This is a genomic window from Celerinatantimonas marina, assembly GCF_046054165.1.
Classification (GTDB): Bacteria; Pseudomonadota; Gammaproteobacteria; order Enterobacterales; family Celerinatantimonadaceae; genus Celerinatantimonas.
Map to the genome: position 1 here is coordinate 74784 of NZ_JBFNXK010000006.1, position 19050 is coordinate 93833.

At 46.5% G+C, this 19050-nt stretch carries 21 protein-coding genes; 15 read left to right on the forward strand and 6 right to left on the reverse strand.

Going from position 1 to position 19050, the window contains the following annotated elements; all coding sequences use genetic code 11:
• Positions 1–25: 25 nt before the first annotated feature.
• From slmA to ABUE20_RS08215, 4 genes are all read left to right on the forward strand, one after another.
• Positions 26–619: a nucleoid occlusion factor SlmA gene (gene slmA, locus ABUE20_RS08200; protein ID WP_408619400.1), complete on the forward strand. Its 594-nt coding sequence runs from the start codon at positions 26–28 to the stop codon at positions 617–619.
• A gap of 111 nt (positions 620–730) precedes the next feature.
• Complete coding sequence (locus ABUE20_RS08205; RefSeq protein WP_408619401.1) at positions 731–1561, forward strand: mechanosensitive ion channel domain-containing protein; 831 nt, start codon at positions 731–733, stop codon at positions 1559–1561.
• A 680-nt stretch (positions 1562–2241) separates the two neighbouring features.
• A complete protein-coding gene (locus ABUE20_RS08210) occupies positions 2242–2433 on the forward strand; it encodes a hypothetical protein (RefSeq protein ID WP_408619403.1) in 192 nt (63 codons plus the stop codon).
• Between the two features lie 119 nt (positions 2434–2552).
• Entirely contained in the window at positions 2553–2738 is a 186-nt protein-coding gene (locus ABUE20_RS08215; RefSeq protein ID WP_408619404.1) for a hypothetical protein, read from the forward strand.
• Between the two features lie 276 nt (positions 2739–3014).
• Here ABUE20_RS08215 and pyrE read toward each other — a convergent pair whose 3' ends face one another.
• A complete protein-coding gene (pyrE, locus tag ABUE20_RS08220) occupies positions 3015–3665 on the reverse strand; it encodes an orotate phosphoribosyltransferase (protein ID WP_408619405.1) in 651 nt (216 codons plus the stop codon).
• 18 nt (positions 3666–3683) lie between these two features.
• Positions 3684–4406 (reverse strand): ribonuclease PH, encoded by a 723-nt coding sequence (rph, locus tag ABUE20_RS08225; protein WP_408619406.1) that lies wholly within the window; start codon positions 4404–4406, stop codon positions 3684–3686.
• 131 nt (positions 4407–4537) lie between these two features.
• Between rph and ABUE20_RS08230 the strand changes: the two genes are divergently transcribed.
• From ABUE20_RS08230 to ABUE20_RS08250, 5 genes are all read left to right on the forward strand, one after another.
• Positions 4538–5398 (forward strand): YicC/YloC family endoribonuclease, encoded by an 861-nt coding sequence (locus ABUE20_RS08230; protein WP_408619407.1) that lies wholly within the window; start codon positions 4538–4540, stop codon positions 5396–5398.
• Positions 5399–5669: 271 nt separating this feature from the next.
• Positions 5670–5864: an integrase arm-type DNA-binding domain-containing protein gene (locus tag ABUE20_RS08235; protein ID WP_408619408.1), complete on the forward strand. Its 195-nt coding sequence runs from the start codon at positions 5670–5672 to the stop codon at positions 5862–5864.
• Between the two features lie 102 nt (positions 5865–5966).
• On the forward strand, positions 5967–6377 hold the full coding sequence (locus ABUE20_RS08240; RefSeq protein WP_408619409.1) for a hypothetical protein: 411 nt from the start codon (positions 5967–5969) through the stop codon (positions 6375–6377).
• Positions 6378–6488: 111 nt separating this feature from the next.
• On the forward strand, positions 6489–7262 hold the full coding sequence (locus ABUE20_RS08245) for a type IV toxin-antitoxin system AbiEi family antitoxin domain-containing protein (protein ID WP_408619410.1): 774 nt from the start codon (positions 6489–6491) through the stop codon (positions 7260–7262).
• Between the two features lie 4 nt (positions 7263–7266).
• Positions 7267–8181 carry a nucleotidyl transferase AbiEii/AbiGii toxin family protein gene (locus ABUE20_RS08250; protein ID WP_408619411.1) on the forward strand — a complete coding sequence of 305 codons (915 nt, stop codon included), beginning with the start codon at positions 7267–7269 and terminating at the stop codon, positions 8179–8181.
• Between the two features lie 56 nt (positions 8182–8237).
• Here ABUE20_RS08250 and ABUE20_RS08255 read toward each other — a convergent pair whose 3' ends face one another.
• The 3 genes from ABUE20_RS08255 to abiEi form a co-directional block, all read right to left on the reverse strand.
• Complete coding sequence (locus ABUE20_RS08255; protein WP_408619412.1) at positions 8238–8453, reverse strand: AlpA family transcriptional regulator; 216 nt, start codon at positions 8451–8453, stop codon at positions 8238–8240.
• 291 nt (positions 8454–8744) lie between these two features.
• Positions 8745–9632 carry a nucleotidyl transferase AbiEii/AbiGii toxin family protein gene (locus tag ABUE20_RS08260; protein WP_408619413.1) on the reverse strand — a complete coding sequence of 296 codons (888 nt, stop codon included), beginning with the start codon at positions 9630–9632 and terminating at the stop codon, positions 8745–8747.
• A gap of 25 nt (positions 9633–9657) precedes the next feature.
• Complete coding sequence (gene abiEi, locus ABUE20_RS08265) at positions 9658–10182, reverse strand: type IV toxin-antitoxin system AbiEi family antitoxin (protein WP_408619414.1); 525 nt, start codon at positions 10180–10182, stop codon at positions 9658–9660.
• A gap of 204 nt (positions 10183–10386) precedes the next feature.
• On the opposite strand from abiEi, the gene ABUE20_RS08270 reads away from it, so the two are divergent.
• The gene (locus tag ABUE20_RS08270; protein WP_408619415.1) at positions 10387–10527 is read left to right on the forward strand and encodes a hypothetical protein; all 141 of its coding nucleotides are present in this window, start codon (positions 10387–10389) and stop codon (positions 10525–10527) included.
• Between the two features lie 241 nt (positions 10528–10768).
• On the opposite strand, the gene ptsP is transcribed toward ABUE20_RS08270, so the two are convergent.
• Positions 10769–13279 carry a phosphoenolpyruvate--protein phosphotransferase gene (gene ptsP / locus ABUE20_RS08275; RefSeq protein WP_408619416.1) on the reverse strand — a complete coding sequence of 837 codons (2511 nt, stop codon included), beginning with the start codon at positions 13277–13279 and terminating at the stop codon, positions 10769–10771.
• A 373-nt stretch (positions 13280–13652) separates the two neighbouring features.
• Between ptsP and ABUE20_RS08280 the strand changes: the two genes are divergently transcribed.
• The 5 genes from ABUE20_RS08280 to ABUE20_RS08300 all read left to right on the forward strand — a co-directional run bounded on the left by ABUE20_RS08280 (position 13653) and on the right by ABUE20_RS08300 (position 19027).
• Complete coding sequence (locus ABUE20_RS08280) at positions 13653–14729, forward strand: PTS fructose transporter subunit EIIC (RefSeq protein ID WP_408619417.1); 1077 nt, start codon at positions 13653–13655, stop codon at positions 14727–14729.
• 55 nt (positions 14730–14784) lie between these two features.
• Positions 14785–15105: a PTS fructose-like transporter subunit IIB gene (locus ABUE20_RS08285; RefSeq protein WP_408619418.1), complete on the forward strand. Its 321-nt coding sequence runs from the start codon at positions 14785–14787 to the stop codon at positions 15103–15105.
• Between the two features lie 64 nt (positions 15106–15169).
• Complete coding sequence (locus ABUE20_RS08290) at positions 15170–17470, forward strand: formate C-acetyltransferase (RefSeq protein ID WP_408619419.1); 2301 nt, start codon at positions 15170–15172, stop codon at positions 17468–17470.
• Between the two features lie 7 nt (positions 17471–17477).
• Entirely contained in the window at positions 17478–18299 is an 822-nt protein-coding gene (locus tag ABUE20_RS08295; RefSeq protein ID WP_408619420.1) for a [formate-C-acetyltransferase]-activating enzyme, read from the forward strand.
• Between the two features lie 47 nt (positions 18300–18346).
• Positions 18347–19027: a transaldolase family protein gene (locus tag ABUE20_RS08300; RefSeq protein WP_408619421.1), complete on the forward strand. Its 681-nt coding sequence runs from the start codon at positions 18347–18349 to the stop codon at positions 19025–19027.
• Positions 19028–19050 lie beyond the last annotated feature (23 nt).

The window sequence follows — 19050 nt, forward strand, 5'->3', positions numbered from 1 at the left end:
CTAATCAGATAATCAGGAAGTCAGAATGGCGGGTAAAAATAAAACGAATCGGCGAGAACAAATCCTTCAGGCATTAGCCATGATGTTGGAAACCAGCCCGGGAAAACGAATCACCACCGCTCGTCTAGCCGAACAAGTCGGTGTTTCTGAAGCCGCGTTATACCGGCATTTTCCTAGTAAAGCTCGGATGTTTGAAGGGCTACTGGAATTTATTGAAGACTCTTTGCTCTCCCGTATCAATCTGATCCAGGATGAAGAGAAAGATACACTGACCCGTTGCAAACATGTCTTGCAACTGCTGCTTAGTTTCGCGGAGAAAAACCCGGGGATTACCCGATTATTAAATGGGGATGCCTTGCAGGGTGAGCATGAACGATTACGAGTCAGAGTTGATACGCTCTATGCCAAAATCGAATCCCAACTCAAACAAATCTTGCGCGAAAAACGGCTGCGGGAAGGCAAAGGATTTGATCTGGATGAAGGGCAGTTAGCCAATTTATTACTGGCCTATGCGGAAGGACGGATTGCACAGTTTGTTCGAAGCAATTTCAAACTCAAACCGACTGATTATTTTGAATTACAATGGCAGTTCATTCATCAGCAACTGCTTCAGAGTTAATCCATTTTAAGACCCTCACGGGTCTTTTTTATTCCCCCCAAAAATCTCTCAGACACAATCTCAGAGCTATGCTAAATTGAAATATCTATACATCACACGAATCACACAACTATGAGCATCATTTCCCAAGGGGTTACTTGGTTATCAGACAATAATGCACTCATTATTGAGTATTTAATGCATATTGTTGCAGCCATTGCCATCCTGATTATCGGTTTTATCATTGCCGGTTTTATCGCTTCGACATTGGAGAAAATACTCACTAAACGCAAAGTGGATAAGACCATCAGTTCTTTCTTGGCATCTTTGAGCAAATACGCTCTCGTCGCCATTGTCATTATCGCAGCGTTATCACGAATAGGCGTCCAAACGGCATCATTTGTCGCCGTCATCGGGGCTGCGGGTTTAGCCATTGGCTTAGCCCTTCAAGGCAGCTTATCCAACTTTGCAGCCGGTGTTTTAATTGTGGGATTCCGCCCATTTAAAGCGGGAGACTATGTGGAAATGGCCGGAACCGCCGGAACAGTACAGAATGTCCAGATCCTGACGACCATTTTAACCACACCCGATAATAAAGAAGTCATCGTTCCCAATTCGGCTGTTTTCAATGGCCATATCACGAATTATTCTCGACACTCTAAAAGGCGTTTGGATTTAATCATCGGGGTTTCATATCAATCTAATCTGGCGGATGTGAAACAAGTGATCCAAACCGTACTCGATCAAGAATCCCGCATTCTGACTAGTGAACCGATCACGATTGGTGTTCTGGAATTGGCCGATAGCTCGATTAACTTTGCCGTCAGACCTTGGGTACAAACCGCTGATTATTGGCCGGTACGGTTTGCACTGCTAGAAGCCATTAAAAATGCTCTGGATGAGGCCGGGATTGAAATTCCATTCCCACAAATGGATGTCCACCTGGATCGCGCCGATCAATAACGCGTTGACCAAGAGGCCACCCGGTCTCTTGGTTTATCCTTAAGCTAAGATATTTCCCATTCGCTATCGCGCACCATCGCCCACCGCCGCGTTGTGTTCCTCGGCGCTTAAACTTATTTTTCTGGCTTTAGCATTGAAATATAAATTTATCCCCCCATATTCTATTTAAGGATTAAGGTTGATGAATCCTTAATGATTTATGAATAAAATTGAACACTCTATTCAGTTTATTTTGGATGACAAAATAATCAGATTGCGTTGAAATAGCGTTTATCGACAATAGATGTGTTGAACATGCAATCAAAACAACACCAAAATTATGTTGATGTTTTTTGAAGTTAAAGTGATAATAGTTGCCATATACAATTATTGTTAATGCTAACGGTGTTATCTATTTTAGGCACGCATGTTGCCCAAGATGTACAAGATAATTCGTTGGCTTAAAACACAAATGAGTTATGTATTTTATAACTTATTTGGATGCAACTTCATGGCGAAGGTCCAGGACGAACCCCTGCCTAACAGCTAACTATTTCGGCTGTTACGGTCTCAAAATACCGTTAAAAATAAAAATGAAGGATTCACGGTACCTCACTGCAGCTTATTAAAGCTAGCAGCGGCTTCGGCTTGATAAAAATCAGGCCCTTAAAACAAAAGAGCAAGAATAAAGGAGAAATCAGATGAAATTTACTTCCCAGCTAAGTGCCGCTATTTTGGCCTCAGTATTAGGTTTGTTCAGCATCAATGCCATGGCAGCCGATCAGCCAAGTGGCCATTCCGATCAAGTAACCAACGTTCATAGCCAGGCACACCATACACCAGAGCGTTGGAATGACACCATGAACAAATTTAACATCGGTGATAATCACTAACCCAATGTTTTAATAGATTTTTGAAGTAATGAATTGTAGCGGTGGCTTATCTTAAGATGAACCCCGATCCTACAATTAAAAGAGCACAATCATAAAATAATAACAGTGGAACCTAGAATATGAAATTAACATCAGTCATCGTTGCGATTGCAACAGGTGCAGCCTTCGCTGCTTTAAGCTCTAATGCCATAGCCAAAGATTATCCTGCTGATTCAACATGCAATGCTAGTCCTGTACAGCAGATGGCTCACAAAATACCAGCAAAATGGGCTCATACCATGAAAAAATTCAATATTGGTGATTAATCTTTCACCATTGAATGACAGCCCTCTAAAAATAATAAGTTTTTGCCAATAGAAGTAACAAGCACGAGCAGTCTTAGATGAGGATTCGGTTAATTTACCGTCCTATAAATTAACAAATCCTCATCCACTTTATTGGCTATCGATCCTCTCCCATCATTAAGAGCCCGCCTCAGGCGACCATCCAATCCCCATCCATCAGCATTTATCGACTCTAGTTTTGCAGACTGGATCTTGGCCTTTTAGAGGAGCGACAAACCACGCGCATCACATGGCGGATTAAGCCGCAACAACGCCATATTGCTTGCGATAGGCTTTAATCAGCGTGAGCGCCTGCTCATCATATTCAGAGACCTCCAAATACTCGACTAAATCTGTCAGCGTAATGATCGCTGTAACTTTGGCCTGATAATCCCGTTCAACTTCCTGAATGGCCGACAACTCACTTTTACCTTTTTCCTGACGGTCCAAAGCAATTAAAACTCCGGCGAGCTGACAAGGATACTGCTCAAACAAGGTCATTGATTCACGAATTGCCGTCCCAGCCGTAATCACATCATCCACCAGCATGACCCGCCCTTGCAAAGGAGCACCCACTAAGTTTCCGCCTTCCCCGTGATCTTTCGCTTCTTTGCGATTAAAACAGTAAGGAATATCGATATCATACTGCTCATCTAAAGCAATCGCGGTCGCGGTGGCCAGCGGGATCCCTTTATAAGCCGGACCAAAAATCAGATCATATTCAACACCAGAATCCACTAATGCCGCCGCATAAAAGCCCCCAAGTCGAGCCAAATCACTGCCACAATTAAACAAGCCAGCATTAAAAAAGTAAGGACTTTTACGGCCGGACTTCAGGGTAAATTCGCCAAATTTTAAAACGCCACGTTTGAGTGCAAACTCAATAAACTCTCGCTGATATGGTTTCATTGCCTTTTCCTTCAGTCGTTACTTCTGTTCATTTAATACGGTTCGTTGCAGCTCAAAAATGGACTGTATCCCATTTTTAGCCAACTCTAACAATTGCAATAACTCTTCATGGCTGAACGGTTCGCCCTCAGCCGTCCCCTGAACTTCAATCATCCGGCCATCTTCTGCCATCACCACATTCATATCAGTTTCAGCATTGGAATCTTCCACATATTCCAAGTCACAACGGGGTTCGCCTTCAACAATCCCAACTGATACCGCAGCAATCAGATATTTCATCGGATTCACTTTGAGTTTGCCTTGAGACTGCATCCACCACAGAGCATCCATCAGAGCCACACATGCACCGCTAATCGACGCGGTACGTGTTCCCCCATCGGCCTGTAAGACATCACAATCCAAAGTAATGGTATATTCACCCAACGCTTTCAGATCCACCGCAGCCCGCAAAGAACGCCCGATCAAACGTTGAATTTCTAGTGTTCGGCCCCCTTGTTTGCCCCGCGCTGCTTCTCGGCCCATTCGCGAGCCAGTCGAGCGTGGTAACATCCCATATTCAGCCGTAATCCAACCTTGCCCTTTGCCTTTCAGGAACCGGGGGACGCCCTCTTCCACTGTTGCAGTACACAGCACTTGTGTATCCCCAAAAGTGACCAAAACCGAACCTTCAGCATGTCGGGTATAGTGGCGAGTAATAGAAATAGGGCGAACATCAGTGACAGCTCTGCCATTTGGACGCATTGCGAATCCTTTGTTTGAGGTGATAGATAAACTAAATTATACGGATTTTAACGCATCACGACCATGAATCCGACTGACGGAATCCTACGAAACCGGTATAATCGGACAAATTTTCTTCTGGAACTGAACGTATGATTCATAGCATGACCGGATATGCCCGCCGCGAACTGAACGCCGAATGGGGAAATGCCGTCTGGGAAATCCGTAGCGTAAACCAGCGGTATCTGGAAACTTACTGGCGCATGCCAGAAAACTTCCGGGGATTGGAGCCATTACTGCGAGATAAAATTCGCAAACAGCTCCAACGCGGCAAAGTCGAAAGTAATCTACGTTTTGAATCCAACCAGAACCAGAATGGTGAATTAAAACTAAACCAGACTCTGGCCGATCAACTGATTAACAGTGCCCAATGGGTTCAGCAACAAGCCGGCGGACAAATTAACCCCGTTGATATTCTGCGCTGGCCGGGTGTGATGGAAACACCGGAGCAAGATACCGATGCCATCAGTGACCAACTGCTGGCCTTGTGGCAGCAAACCATCACCGATTTTCTAGCCAGCCGGGCCAGTGAAGGCAGCAAAATACAAACCATGATCGAAACTCGTCTCGATGCCATTACCGAACAGGCAGCCTTTGTTCGCTCTCGCCTGCCACAGGTAATTGAATGGCAGCGTGATAAACTTAAAAGCCGCCTGACTGAAGTAATGGAAGAGCTGGATGAAGCCCGAGTTGAACAAGAGATCGTCCTGCTGGCGCAAAAATTAGATGTAGCCGAAGAACTGGATCGCTTAGATGCGCACGTCACCGAAACCCGCAACATTCTAAAAAAAGGCGGTCCATGCGGACGTCGTTTAGATTTTATGATGCAGGAATTCAACCGCGAAGCGAACACCCTCGCCTCCAAATCAATCGATGCTGACATCACCAAAGCCGCCGTTGAACTAAAAGTTTTAATCGAGCAAATGCGGGAACAGATCCAAAACATCGAATAATCTTCACCAGTGGTCAAAGATAGACATAAAATCATTATAAATTATTAGATTATGAAAAAATGACACTCATAACATCCATTACAAACCTACTAAGTTTGGGTAGTTATGAGTAGTAGATTGGGGAGTATTTTCTCGCTATAGTTTGTTTAGCGAAATTGTACTCCCCAATTTTTTGAGGTCGAAAAATTGGCAATTTGCATGACAAAACCGTTAAAAAACTGATCAAGGGAAAATCATCCGTCCGACATTCCGATGGCGATGGACTGTATTGATGATTCCCAAACGCGGGAATACCTACTGGATGCTTCGCTACACCACATCAGCAACTAAGCTTCGGCGCGAATACGCTATCGGTAAAGTTGATGACTGGTCACTGACCAATGCTCGTGATGAGGCCGCTAAGCTGAGGTTAGCGATCAAGCGTGAAGGAGTTGATCCTGCCCAAAAACGCAAGAAAATAAATTAGAATCCCTTTAAAATACTGAATGATTTGTATGTTGACTATCATCAGCTCTGTCGGCAACAAATTACTATCCACGAAAAGGAAAAGAACCTTTACGAACGAGAGGTGGCTTGGCGTATCGGTAAAGTCGAGCTGGATAAAATAAGACCACTCGACATCGATGAAATCCTACTGGATATCGCTAATAGTTATGGTGATAAACCACCAAAACCAACCATATCTAACGACGTAATGCGTATGCTCAAGCGCATTTTTGATCATGGCCTCAAGCTCGATGTTCCTCAATTCAACCCTGCAAGCCCTTTTCGACCCAAAGATGCAGGTGGGGAGGAACAAGCTACAAACGACCCTATGATCGAAACCGAAGTCGTTGAGTTCTTTACCAAACTCAGAGTGATCCCTGCGCAATTCAGTCGAGAGAACTATTTGGCTTGTGCTTTGTTGATTGCGATGAGACAAATAAGATTGTCAATTTTGACACGGTTTTTAAATCACAATTTTCACGGCAATCATTGACGTGAAATTATAAATTTACAAACTAAAAATTCAAATTAGTTTGAAAAATGTGAAAATCACGTCAATAATCAACGTGTATTTTATTTTTTATAAACCAAAATGGGAGCAGTCATGCTGAACACTGAAGCCAGACAGCAACTACAGAAACTGCTGCCGTTGGATATGCTCGCCACCAAATCATGGCTGGAGACGCAAGGACTCAACCTGCATTTTCTGGACAATGCAGTACGGAGCCAAACACTGATCCCTGTCGCAGCCGGTGTTTACACTAGGCAAGAAGCGAGGCTATCTTGGAAAGGAATCACGGCCTCGTTGCAACGCATGGCCAGTGTGCCTGTCCATGTCGGAGGTTTAACCGCGTTAGAGTTAGAAGGTCTTGGCCATTACCTGTCTAAAGGAAGCAAGCCAAGGGTCCAGCTCTATTCCGATGTAGCGCTCCCCAGATGGCTCAGCCGAATCGATGCCTCGGCACAGTTTGAGTGGCACGGTACGCGCCGCCTGTGGCCCGAGACGTTGATGCAAGACGATAAGTATCTCCGGCAAGACAACTGGCAGGCATCATGCCACCCACTTCAGTATTCCTGTCCAGAAAAAGCCATCCTTGAGCTCTTGGCCGCGGTGCCCAACAGCATCAGCTTTGAACATGCCGACCAGCTTATGCAGGGGTTGCACAACCTCTCGCCTCGAAAGTTAGACGCCTTGCTGAAAGCCTGTAGCAGTATCAAAGCAAAGCGACTCTTTCTCTGGCTGGCAGGAAGACATCAACACACTTGGCTTAAGCACCTCACACCAGAACAGTATGCACTAGGCACTGGTAAACGACTGATCGCTAAAGGCGGCAAACTAGAGCCAACCTGGCAAATAACAGTGCCTAAGGATATGTGAAAACATGAATAGACAAAGCCACTACTACCGACAGGTCCAGCTCTTGCTGCAGCTCATTCCCTTCGTTGCCCGGCACGACTGCTTCGCCCTTAAAGGTGGAACCGCTATTAATTTGTTCGTTCGTGACGTTCCTCGACTTTCGGTTGATATCGACTTGGTTTTTCTGCCCATGATGGAACGGCATGAAGCCCTGCAGACTATCAAGAGCAACCTAAACACTCTAGCCTCCACGATCACGGCTAACATCGACAATACTCGTATTGTCCGCGCTTTCCAGGATAAATCAGATGCACTACGTTTATTGGTGGAGCGAGATAATGTTCAAGTTAAAATTGAGCTATCCCCCGTATTACGCGGCACAGTTTACGAACCCAAAGTCATGCAGGTAAGTGAAGCCGTTGAATATGAGTTTGGCTTTGCCGAAATGGCTGTGGTGAGTTTTGCCGATTTATACGCAGGGAAAATCTGTGCAGCACTGGATCGTCAACACCCGAGAGATCTTTTCGACGTCAAGCAACTGCTTGATAACGAGGGGCTCACCGATGAGCTTCGCAAAGCCTTATTGGTTTATATTATTAGCCACCCACGTTCTATTGCCGAACTACTTAGACCAAACTTCAAGGACATTTCAGGTGTTTATGAAGGGGAGTTTCGGAATATGGCCGAGCAAGACATTCCACAAGCGGAACTCGAAGCGACTCGCGAGCAGCTGGTGAGGCTCACAAACTCGTCTTTGACGCCTCAAGAGCGATCATTTTTACTGTCTTTCAAAAATCGCTCCCCCGACTGGTCTCTTTTGGAGCTTTCAGGAATCGACCAGTTACCCGCTGTTCGTTGGAAAATGCAGAATCTCGCCAAAATGAACCCAGAGAAACATTCAAAAGCTTACCATCGGCTTCAACAAATATTGACGATATAAAAGCCCCACCCTACATGGGACAGGGCTCTGACTTTACTCAAGCGGCTTTTCTCTACTCAATCCACCACAGTAGATCTGAAAGTTGCCAAACCACACAGTCTGACCCGTTGGAGGGCTAATCCTTGCCGTTCCATCATCCACCACGTAGTGCGACTGACGCCAGTGATCATCTTACGGTCAGACTCTTTGATCAATCGCTCACACTGACCTGATTGATTGAGCATTTGAGGACGAACTTCTTCACTAGGCAAAACGAAGGTTTGTTCACTCATTACATTTTTCTCCGAAGACTAACTGGGGAAAATGGGGAACTGGGATATAAGCTGTGCTAGTCATCAATTTCTAGCTCCTGTATCCCTGCAAAAAAAAACGCCTCAATCTGCCATTTACCATAAGCTTTAACGTTGCACGTTCGGGCTCGTTGGTAGTTAGCCTAGTACCAGTTCCTGTTTAAGTGATGGGCAAAAAGATCCTGCGAATGTCGGCCACATTTTTATACGCATAAAAGAGTTAAAGAGGGTTCGTTAACACCTAGCGAAGTTATAAAGATCAAAGGGGAAAGACTAGCCCATATCAAATGGATTTTGGGGTGTTCCATCATTCAGTAACTCAGATGCAATGGCTTTTACCTCACCCTGAACGTATGCCCAATACTCTGGGTTATCTAAGGTTCTCTCTTTAATTTGCTTCGGGATAAAGCGGCTCATTTCCATATTGAAGTCATTGTGTACTTCCTCTTCCAACATTAGCTTAGCTAACGCAGTAGATAGCGCCTGTCGAAAGTCATCTGCTTGCTTGTGTCGGGCGTTGAGTTTCTTTTCAACCAATATCTTGGATAAATCAATCCCGCGCTGTTTAATCCAAACAATATCCCAGATATCACGAGGCTTGATACGCCTTGCTCGATACGCTAACGCAATAAGCTTATCGGCCAGTGTTTCTTGTAGTGATTGAACAGGGACTAGGATGCCTTCAGTCGGCACAACAATGTCGTAATGATTGATTAACGGACGCTTTTCGATATCGAATGAGGGTATTGCACAAACGTCAATATGCATTTTTTGTCTTGGTAAATCAGGACGATTAGGCTCTTTCACGATACTAATCTTCCACGAAACGGTATCCCCTTGCTGCTCGCCCGAGGGCTTGTTTACCCAAACTTCGGTTTCATACTTATTTTGAATATAGGTCTGTATTTCGGACTCCAGCCCTTCAAACTCGGATGGTTTGAAGTCATGTCCGCCGTTGAAATCAAGATCTTCCGATAACCGACTACTGTTGTAACACATGCGTAATGAGGTGCCGCCAACAAAGGTTAATCGCTGCATAACGCCTTGCTTAATCAGCACGTCCATAATGTCATGATGCAAGATCTCTTTTTCTATCACGGGCGTGACTGCTGCATAGTCAGGGTTTGACTGTACAATTTGGCGAAGTTGTTGCTTCAGCATACTTTATCTCCTACACGCACCATACTTAGCTCTCCAGCATATGTAAATTGCGGCGGCAGTGCTTTAGATCTGCCATCGCTTGTTCTTTGAATGCGCGATACATTTTGATGTCGGGGTCATAATACAAATTAGGGGCGATTTGTTCGACTGGCTTCTTAGTGTGGGTAAGTTCGATCACGCCATAAGGCGTATCAAAACGACCACTTCGGCCTTTAGTTACCACTGTGACTCTACCCATCATCATTTGCGAAATATCACCAGTATGACTGAGCTGGCTTTCTAAGCTAATGTAGTTCAATACGCCACTACGTAACTTTTTGATTGTTTTATAAATAGCGATCTCAGGCTCAGGGGGGGTGATCATACTTTCATAGAAACCTTTCACCACTCGTCTTAGTAAGCCCTTCTTTACGCTATCTGTCAGAAACTTTCTAAAAGCAGAGTCACAGGGCACACCCAACATAAAAGCAAGCTCAGTTGCACTGTGAACGCCTCCTCCAGCGCTAACCGCTTTCGAAAATACAGTTAGTAGCTCATCAGATTTAGCCATAGGTCTACACTAAGTTACCAAATAGGTTATTTAGTGTAGACCTACTATTCGATTTGTACAAGATAGTGGTCTACACAACATTACCTTATTGGTAATAATCTGTAGACCTAGCAAAAACGTACAACTGTCCACTCTTGTCCACTTCCCTTATACTGACACAAAATTAAATGGAGTTTTCTACACTGATAGATGTAGGAGAGAACCATGAAACAATCACGATTTTCTAAAACCCAAATCGTCACTATTCTCAAAGAAGTGGATGCGGGGATAAAAGTGGACAAAAAAACTATTAATGCTGAATTCTTCGATTCAATATCCAACCAATATCCTTTCAGACAAGGATAAAAGGCAAAATTAGTCGCATGCTCTAAATCGCATGTTGAACTATAAAATTCAATTTCAACACGCCAGCCCAAGTTTGGACACAAAGAAGCAGGGCTCTATGGTTACCACACTGCCATTCATCGCACACTGAAAGAACGCCCAAGCGCTATCAATATCTCGTGAATTTTATGGCATGCTACAATTTGAAAAATCCGGCCCTTTAGACCGGATTTGATGTATTGCACGTTTAGTTACTTATTTTTTATTCCATGACCAGTTCTTGTCGTAATAATTGTTCTATCGCTTCACTATCCACAGCCTTAAATAAGGCATCCCGAAATTCAGCGTGCATGATCCGGCGGGCTAGTTTTGAGAAAATTTTCATATGCTGATCACCAGCGGTATGTTTGTTCAACGTCAGCATAATGACAAACTGCACGTCTTCATCGCCCCAGCGGATGGTTTTAGCCAAACGCGCCACGCTAATAGTGGGCTGTTCAATATGCTCTGATTTGGTATGCGGAATGGCAAAACCAAATCCTAAACCGGTTGAAAAGACATCTTCACGCGCCCAAACGTCCGCGGCCAGTTTGACCGGATAACGACAACGCCCGGCCAAAAACAGATTATCGGTCATGGTTTTGATAACTTCTTCTTTGCTGCGTAAATCGGCATCCACCCAAATACAATCGCGGGCAATCATCGGCATATTTTCCTGACTCATGCGAAATTGCGCCAGCAGATGATCGACTTCCAGTGCGGTGCGACAATTCATAGCCTGATTCAGCAACAATCGACACTGGCGGCTATCCAGCCGGGCCAATCGCTGTTTGGTTGTCGCAATGCTGGGCGCGCTCATAGAAATTTCATCCAGTTCCATTCCCACCAAAAGCGGTAGCACAGAACCTTTGGCACCCAGTTCGCCGCACAGCCCAATCCAACGGCCGTGCCGGTGTACTTCGCGAACAATATAATCCAATGCACGTAAAAAGGCGGGATTCAAACTATTGTAATGTTTGGCGACTTTTTTGTTATCCCGGTCCACCGCAATCAGATACTGGGTTAAATCGTTGGTCCCGATACTAAAGAAATCAATCTCTTCACAGCATTGATCAATAATGAAAATGACCGAGGGAACTTCCAGCATAATGCCCAGTTTAATGCGTTCATCAAACGGGATTTCCTGGGCCCGTAATTTTTGCTTCACTTCACCCAACACTTCTTTAACCCACAAGATTTCGTCCATTGAAGAAATCATCGGGATCATAATTTTTAACGCGCCATGAGCAGAGGCCCGCAAAATAGCACTCAGTTGAGTACGGAACAGGGCTTCAAATTCTGGATAAATCCGCACCGCCCGATACCCCAAAAATGGATTGTTTTCTGGCTGAATATTTAGATAATTTAGGGGTTTATCGCCACCGATATCCATCGTTCTGACAATAATAGTTTTACCGTCGGCCGCCGTAATCGCCTGACAGAAGAGGTTGTACAGTTCGTCTTCATCTGGCGCTTGTTCCCGATCCATATACAGCATTTCAGTTCGAAATAAACCGATGCTTTCAGCTCCCCCGTCAAACGCAGGTTTGGCTTCAATGGGCAAGGCAATATTGGCAGCCACTTCCATTTTGCGTTGATCACGAGTCAGACCCGGCTGGTGGATAAATGCCTGCTGCTGTTCAGCCAGCTGGTGCTGAACCCGTAACTCCTGCTGATAATAGCGGGTGACGGCTTCGTCAAGCTGGCTGACGACCGCGCCGACATTGGCATCGAGCGCTACTCTCTGTCCTACCAATAACCGCAGCGGGGCTAAATCGACACCCACTAATGTGGGAATGTTAAATGACCGGGCCAAAATCACGGTATGTGATGTGGTGCCTCCACGGTTAAGGACCAGTCCTTTGAGATGATTTTTATTCAATTCTAGAAATTGACTGGGGGTCAAATCATCGGCAATACAAATACTCGCTTCGGTCAATTGCGCGTGTTGATCAAAACTACCTGAGCCATAGACCTGCTGCAAAAGCTGGAAGCTGACGTCGCGGATATCCAGCACACGTTCGCGCATGTACTCACTTTGAGAATTTTGCAGTTGCTGGCAGAAATGTTTAGCGGTTTCAATAATGGCGGTGGCACAGCTATGGCCCGCTTCCACCTGTTCATGCAACTGCGCCCCAAACAATCGATCCATCACAATAGACAAGTGCGCATCGACAATTTCTTTTTCAGTATCACGCGCCCGTTTTTTCTGGTTTTCCAAGGTGTTCTGTAAGGTCCGCAGGCCCAATTTTAACGCGGTAGATTCCTCTTCAAGGCTGCGGGCATCAGGCAGGTCATTGAGCTGATCAAAATCAAAGCCGGCCAGTTCAACTAGTCTACCCATCGCGACACCTTGACTGACACTGTTACCGCGACACACCGTCGGGTTCAGATGCGCTAAAGAACGCGGCAATGGAGTTTGCTCTTGATCATCGGGGATGGCTTCGGGGAGCGGTTGATCACAATGAATAAATTCGGAACCCAAAAACTGCTGGAGTTGTTCAAAGGCCTGATCTTCATCTTGTCCTTCAATAGAAATCAGACATTCATCCCCCGACAGGGTATCAGTCCCCACCAGAGAGAGAACACTTTTCGCATCACCTGTGACTCCCGTCCGGGTATTGGTCCACTGGATGGAGGATGCGAATCCATTGCAGAATTTTTCCATATGACTGGCCGGACGAGCATGAATACCATTCGGCAGTTCACAAGTAAAAGAGACTGTTTTCGCCATGAGAGCACCTGCTTTGGATAAATGAGATTAATTAAATTCATCATAAAAAGCTGTGGCTGGCTCGCAACGGGACAGAGCGGCTAAAAACTAGATAATTGTGCTCACTTCATTCAGCTTGTGATGCAGTTCTCAAATTTGTTATATCCGTAATAACCCCTTTATCAGAGACATTTGCGAGTCTGATCACTATTTATCAGTAACAGCACAATTATCCAGTATTTAGCTATTTTTTCTTCTCCCGAACCTGTCGTCGAGTTTCTATAGTAATCAGCAATCCAATTGATTCAGTCATGAGCTGAATGAATTGGGAGGTGCGATACATGCGTGTGTCGCCAGTTCTGTATCCCTACACAGTAATCCCCGGGAGGGAACGATGAGTGAACTTATCCACATACTAAAAAACACTCGCCAGCATCTAATGACCGGAGTTTCACATATGATTCCGTTCGTGGTTTCCGGCGGTATTCTACTGGCAGCTTCCGTGATGATCTCCGGCAAAGGTGCCGTTCCTGATCATGGCGTACTGAAGGACCTCTTTACCATTGGGGGTGCAGGACTGGCGCTGATGATCCCGATTCTGGCCGCCTACATTGGTTATTCAATTGCCGATCGATCAGCACTGGCCCCCGCGGCGATTGGGGCCTGGGTTGCACAGAATTTCCACGCGGGTTTCTTCGGTGCCATTATCGCCGGCTTGCTCGGTGGCATCGTGGTTTATTACCTGAAAAAAATTCCGGTCGCCAAAGTCCTGCGCTCGGTCATGCCTATTCTGATCATCCCGGTGTTCGGGACCTTAATTACCGCCGGTGCAATGCAATGGGTGCTTGCTGAACCCATCGGAGCCATGACCGTTTCACTGACCCACTGGCTACAGGGGATGCAAGGCGGCAGCATTGTCATTCTGGCCATTATCATGGGGTGTATGACCGCATTTGATATGGGAGGGCCGATTAACAAAGTGGCTTATTCTTTCATGGTGCTGTGTGTGGGCCAACAGATTACCAATGTGGTTGCCATTAACGCAGCAGCCATTGCGATCCCACCCTTGGCTTGCGGGTTTGCCAGCTTGGCTTCCAAAAAATTATTTACCAAAGAAGAACATGAAGCCGGGAAAGCCGCCATCATCATGGGTTGTGTCGGCATTACCGAAGGCGCGATTCCATTCGCAGCCGCTGATCCACTCCGCGTCATTCCGGCCAACATGATTGGAGCAGCTGTCGGTGCGGTCGCCGTTGCGCTATCGGGTGTCGGCAGCTATGCCGCCTGGGGTGGTTTTATCGTGTTACCGGTTGTTGAAGGCCGTATAGCCTACATTCTCAGTACCCTATTCGGTGCCGTAGTGGCCGCAGCGCTGATTATTCTGCTGAAACACATCATTCCACAGAAAAATTTAAAACAAGAGACCAACGCATCGGATGATGACTTGGATCTGGAAATTGAAATTGGCTGATGGATCTGAAATGTCCATAAGGTTGTCTCCCGAATCAATCAATGAGGATTTTACCATGACAAAAATAATTGCTGTAACCGCTTGTCCGTCTGGTGTTGCCCATACTTATATGGCTGCTGAAGCCATTCAAAATGCAGCCAAAGCCAAAGGCTGGGACGTCAAAGTGGAAACTCAGGGGTCCATTGGTTTAGAAAACGAACTAAGCGCCTCTGATATTAAAGACGCCGACATTGTGCTACTCACCAACGATATCGGCATTAAAAAAGAAGATCGTTTCACCGGTAAAAAAATCGTCCGGATTGGCGTGAGTGACGCCGTCAAACGAGCCGATGCGATAATGAATAAACTTGAAGCATTACTGGCCAAAATAGCCTAAATCAACCGGCGGGTCTGACCACAGACCCCGCCTTCATTTTCATGTTGTTTAAGGAGCGCCTACCATGCCCAGTGAACGTATCACCCGACTGAAAACAGCGTTATTTGCTCGCCCTCGGGAAATCTCCCTCGAAAGAGCTTTGCTCTATACCGAAAGTCACCGTCAAACCGAAGGTGAACACGTTCAGATCAGACGGGCTAAAGCGGTGCAATACATTCTGGAAAACGTACAGATATCGATCCGCGATGATGAACTAATTGCCGGAAATCGCACAATCAATCCCCGCAGCGGAATTATTTCGCCGGAAATGGATCCGTACTGGATCGATAAAGAACTCGATACTCTGGACTCACGTCCACAAGACAAGTTTTTTATTTCTGAACGCGATAAACAAATCTACCGCGAACAGCTGCTGCCCTACTGGCAAGGCCGTTCGATGAAAGATTTCATTAATTCACGGATGTCCGATGAGGTCAAACAAGCGCAAAGCACTCGCATTTTCAGTGTGAACCAAACCGATAAGGGTCAGGGTCACATCATCATTAATTTTCCGCGCTTGCTCAATAGCGGTCTGGGACTGCTGACACAGGAATTGCAAACCTGTTGCCGCGAGCATCCCGATAATCATTTTTATCGCGCAGCTGCCCTGCTGCTCGAAGCCGCCAGCGCCCATATCCGCCGTTATCAGGTGTTGGCTGAAACAATGGCCGACGATTGCCACGACAACCAGCGCCGTCAGGAGCTACGTGACATCGCCCGCATCAGTGCCACCGTAGCAACACAGGCCCCGCATGATTTTCAACAAGCGTGTCAGCTGTTTTGGTATATGAATATTATTTTGCAGTTTGAATCCAATGCCAGCTCGCTGTCGCTGGGCCGGTTTGATCAATACATGATGCCGTTTTATCAGGCCTCGCTCGATCGCGGCGATGATCCCGCACAATTACAGGAACTTCTGCAATCTTTATGGATTAAGACCAATGATGTGGTGTTACTGCGATCCAGCAGTAGTGCCAAATTCTTTGCTGGATTTCCAACCGGCTACACCATCTTATTAGGCGGATTAACCGAAACCGGCCGCAGCGCCGAAAATACGTTATCGACGCTCTGTCTGGATGCGTACCAGCATATTCAGTTACCCCAACCTAATTTAGGCGTGCGCGTCAACGAACTGATGGAGCGGGAATTTTTACTGAAAACAGCCGAAACCATCCGACTGGGAACAGGGATCCCGCAAATTTTCAACGATGAAGTGGTGGTTCCGGCCTTTTTGAACCGGGGCGTGTCATTGGAAGATGCCCGCGATTACTCCGTGGTCGGGTGTGTTGAATTGTCGATTCCGGGACGCACATACGGCTTGCATGACATTGCGATGTTCAATCTACTTAAAGTGATGGAACTGACCATGCGTGCCCATGAAAATACCCCAGATTTAACCTACGAACGTCTGCTCACCGACATCGAGAGCAATATCCGCCATTACGTCAAACTGATGGTTCAAGGTGCCAATATTTGTGATATCGGCCACCGCGACTGGGCTCCGGTACCGCTGCTGTCATCGTTTATTGACGATTGTGTGGTCAATGGTCGGGATATTACCGAAGGAGGTGCCCGTTATAATTTCTCCGGCGTTCAGGGCATTGGGATTGCTAATTTAAGCGACTCGCTATTTGCACTGCAGAAGTTTGTATTTACTGAAAAACAAATGAGCTTCAAACAATTAATGGATGGTCTGAACAGCGATTATGCCGGTGAATCAGGCCGCAAATTACAGGCCCAACTGAGCCATAAATATCATAAATACGGGAACGATATTGACGAGGTTGACGATATCAGCGCGCATCTACTGCGCGTTTACTGTAAAGAAGTCGAACAATACTCAAACCCGCGGGGCGGCCATTTTGTTCCCGGTTCATACACCGTTTCTGCGCATATTCCACTGGGCATGGTGGTCGGCGCAACACCAGATGGCCGCCATACGGGTGAGCAGCTGGCCGATGGGGGGCTCTCCCCGATGGTCGGAAAAGATCATCAGGGCCCAACTGCGGTACTGCGTTCGGTCAGTAAGCTGGATAACTACCTTTTGTCCAATGGCAGCCTGCTGAATGTGAAATTCTTACCAGCCACTCTCGAAGGGCCACAGGGGCTAAACAAACTAGCCGATTTTTTAGAAGCCTTTATGAAACTCAAACTGGTGCACATTCAGTTTAATGTCGTCAATGCACAAACCCTGCGTGAAGCGCAGCAACATCCTGAAGATTACGCCGGATTAGTGGTTCGCGTGGCCGGATACAGTGCCTTTTTTGTCGAACTCAGTAAAGAAATCCAAGACGACATTATTCGTCGTACCGCTCATCAACTCTGAGGTTATTATGCGTGGACGAATTTTCAACATTCAGCGTTACTCACTGCATGATGGGGCCGGCATTCGCACGGTAGTCTTTTTTAAAGGCTGCCCGCTACATTGCCCCTGGTGTTCGAATCCGGAAAGCCGGTCACCGGACATTCAATATGTCCGACACGAACAGCAGTGCCTGCATTGCCAAGCATGTACACACGATGTTGAAACTTGTCCTTCCGGGGCTTATCAGCAAATTGGTCAGGATATGACCATTGATGAGATTGTGGCCATCTGCAAACGCGATGCGGTATTTTATCGCACCTCATCCGGGGGGGTGACCTTGTCGGGAGGTGAGGTACTGGCACAAGCCCCATTTGCGACCGCGTTGCTACAACGACTGCAACAAGCCGGCTTTCGCACAGCTATCGAAACCACCGGCCACGGCGGTCAAAAACCATTACTGAAAATGGCCGCTTCCTGCAATGAAATTTTATTTGATTTAAAGATCATCAATCCAGAACAAGCCAAAGCTATTGCCGGGATTCACAGCCAACAAGTTCTGGATAATTTTCGGGCGCTCAGCCTGGGAGGATACCCGGTGATTCCGAGGATACCGCTGATCCCCGGTTACACCATGAGCGAAGTAAATCTCAACGAGATCCTGGATTTTCTAGCCCCCCTTCCTGTAACCGAAGTGCATCTGTTGCCATTCCACCAGTTAGGGTCCAACAAATATACCCTACTGAATATGGACTACGCACTGAAAGACACACCAGTTCCCGAAACGGATCAGATCCAGCTCATTAAAGACCGTTTTAGTCAGGTGGGCTACGCCGTCACTATTGGGGGCTAGTCCGGAGACAATTTTGAAACTCACACTCTGTTTTACAGGAAACCGTTATGCTCTACATGATTGATTCTGCCAACATTGAAGCGATTCGCCGCTGTGTGGATCTCTATCCAGTCGCAGGCGTCACCACCAACCCCACCATTGTGTCTCGGGAACACCGGCCACTGGCGGATATCCTTAAAGACATTCGCGCGGTCATCGGCGATGATCGCATGCTGCACGCTCAGGTTTCAGCCTCAGATACCGAAACCATGATCGCTGAAGCTCATCGGTTAAACGAGTTTGTCGGCGGTGAATTTATTGTAAAAGTACCGGTTTCAGCACCGGGAATGAAAGCCATTCGCTTACTGTCTCAAGAAGGTATGCGCGTTACGGCAACCGCTATTTTATCGGCCCAACAAGCACTGATGGCTGCGGTCGCCGGAGCGGAATTCCTCGCGCCTTATATTAACCGATTAGATAATATCGGCGGTGATGGCTGCAAAGTAGCCGCAGATATTGTGCATCTGTTAAAAGTTCACCAATTACCCGCCAAAGTGTTGGGAGCATCTTTTAAAAATGTGCAGCAGGTTCAGGATTTAGCCATGTCTGGAGCCCAAAGTGTCACCGTAGCGCCGGATGTTTTTGAAAATCTGATCCGTCATCCGCTCACCGATTCCGGTCTGGCTCAATTTCATGCCGATTGGGAACAAGCATTCGGCGAAGGGAAAACCATACTAGACATGCTATGATCAAGAGCGGATCGATACCGGAG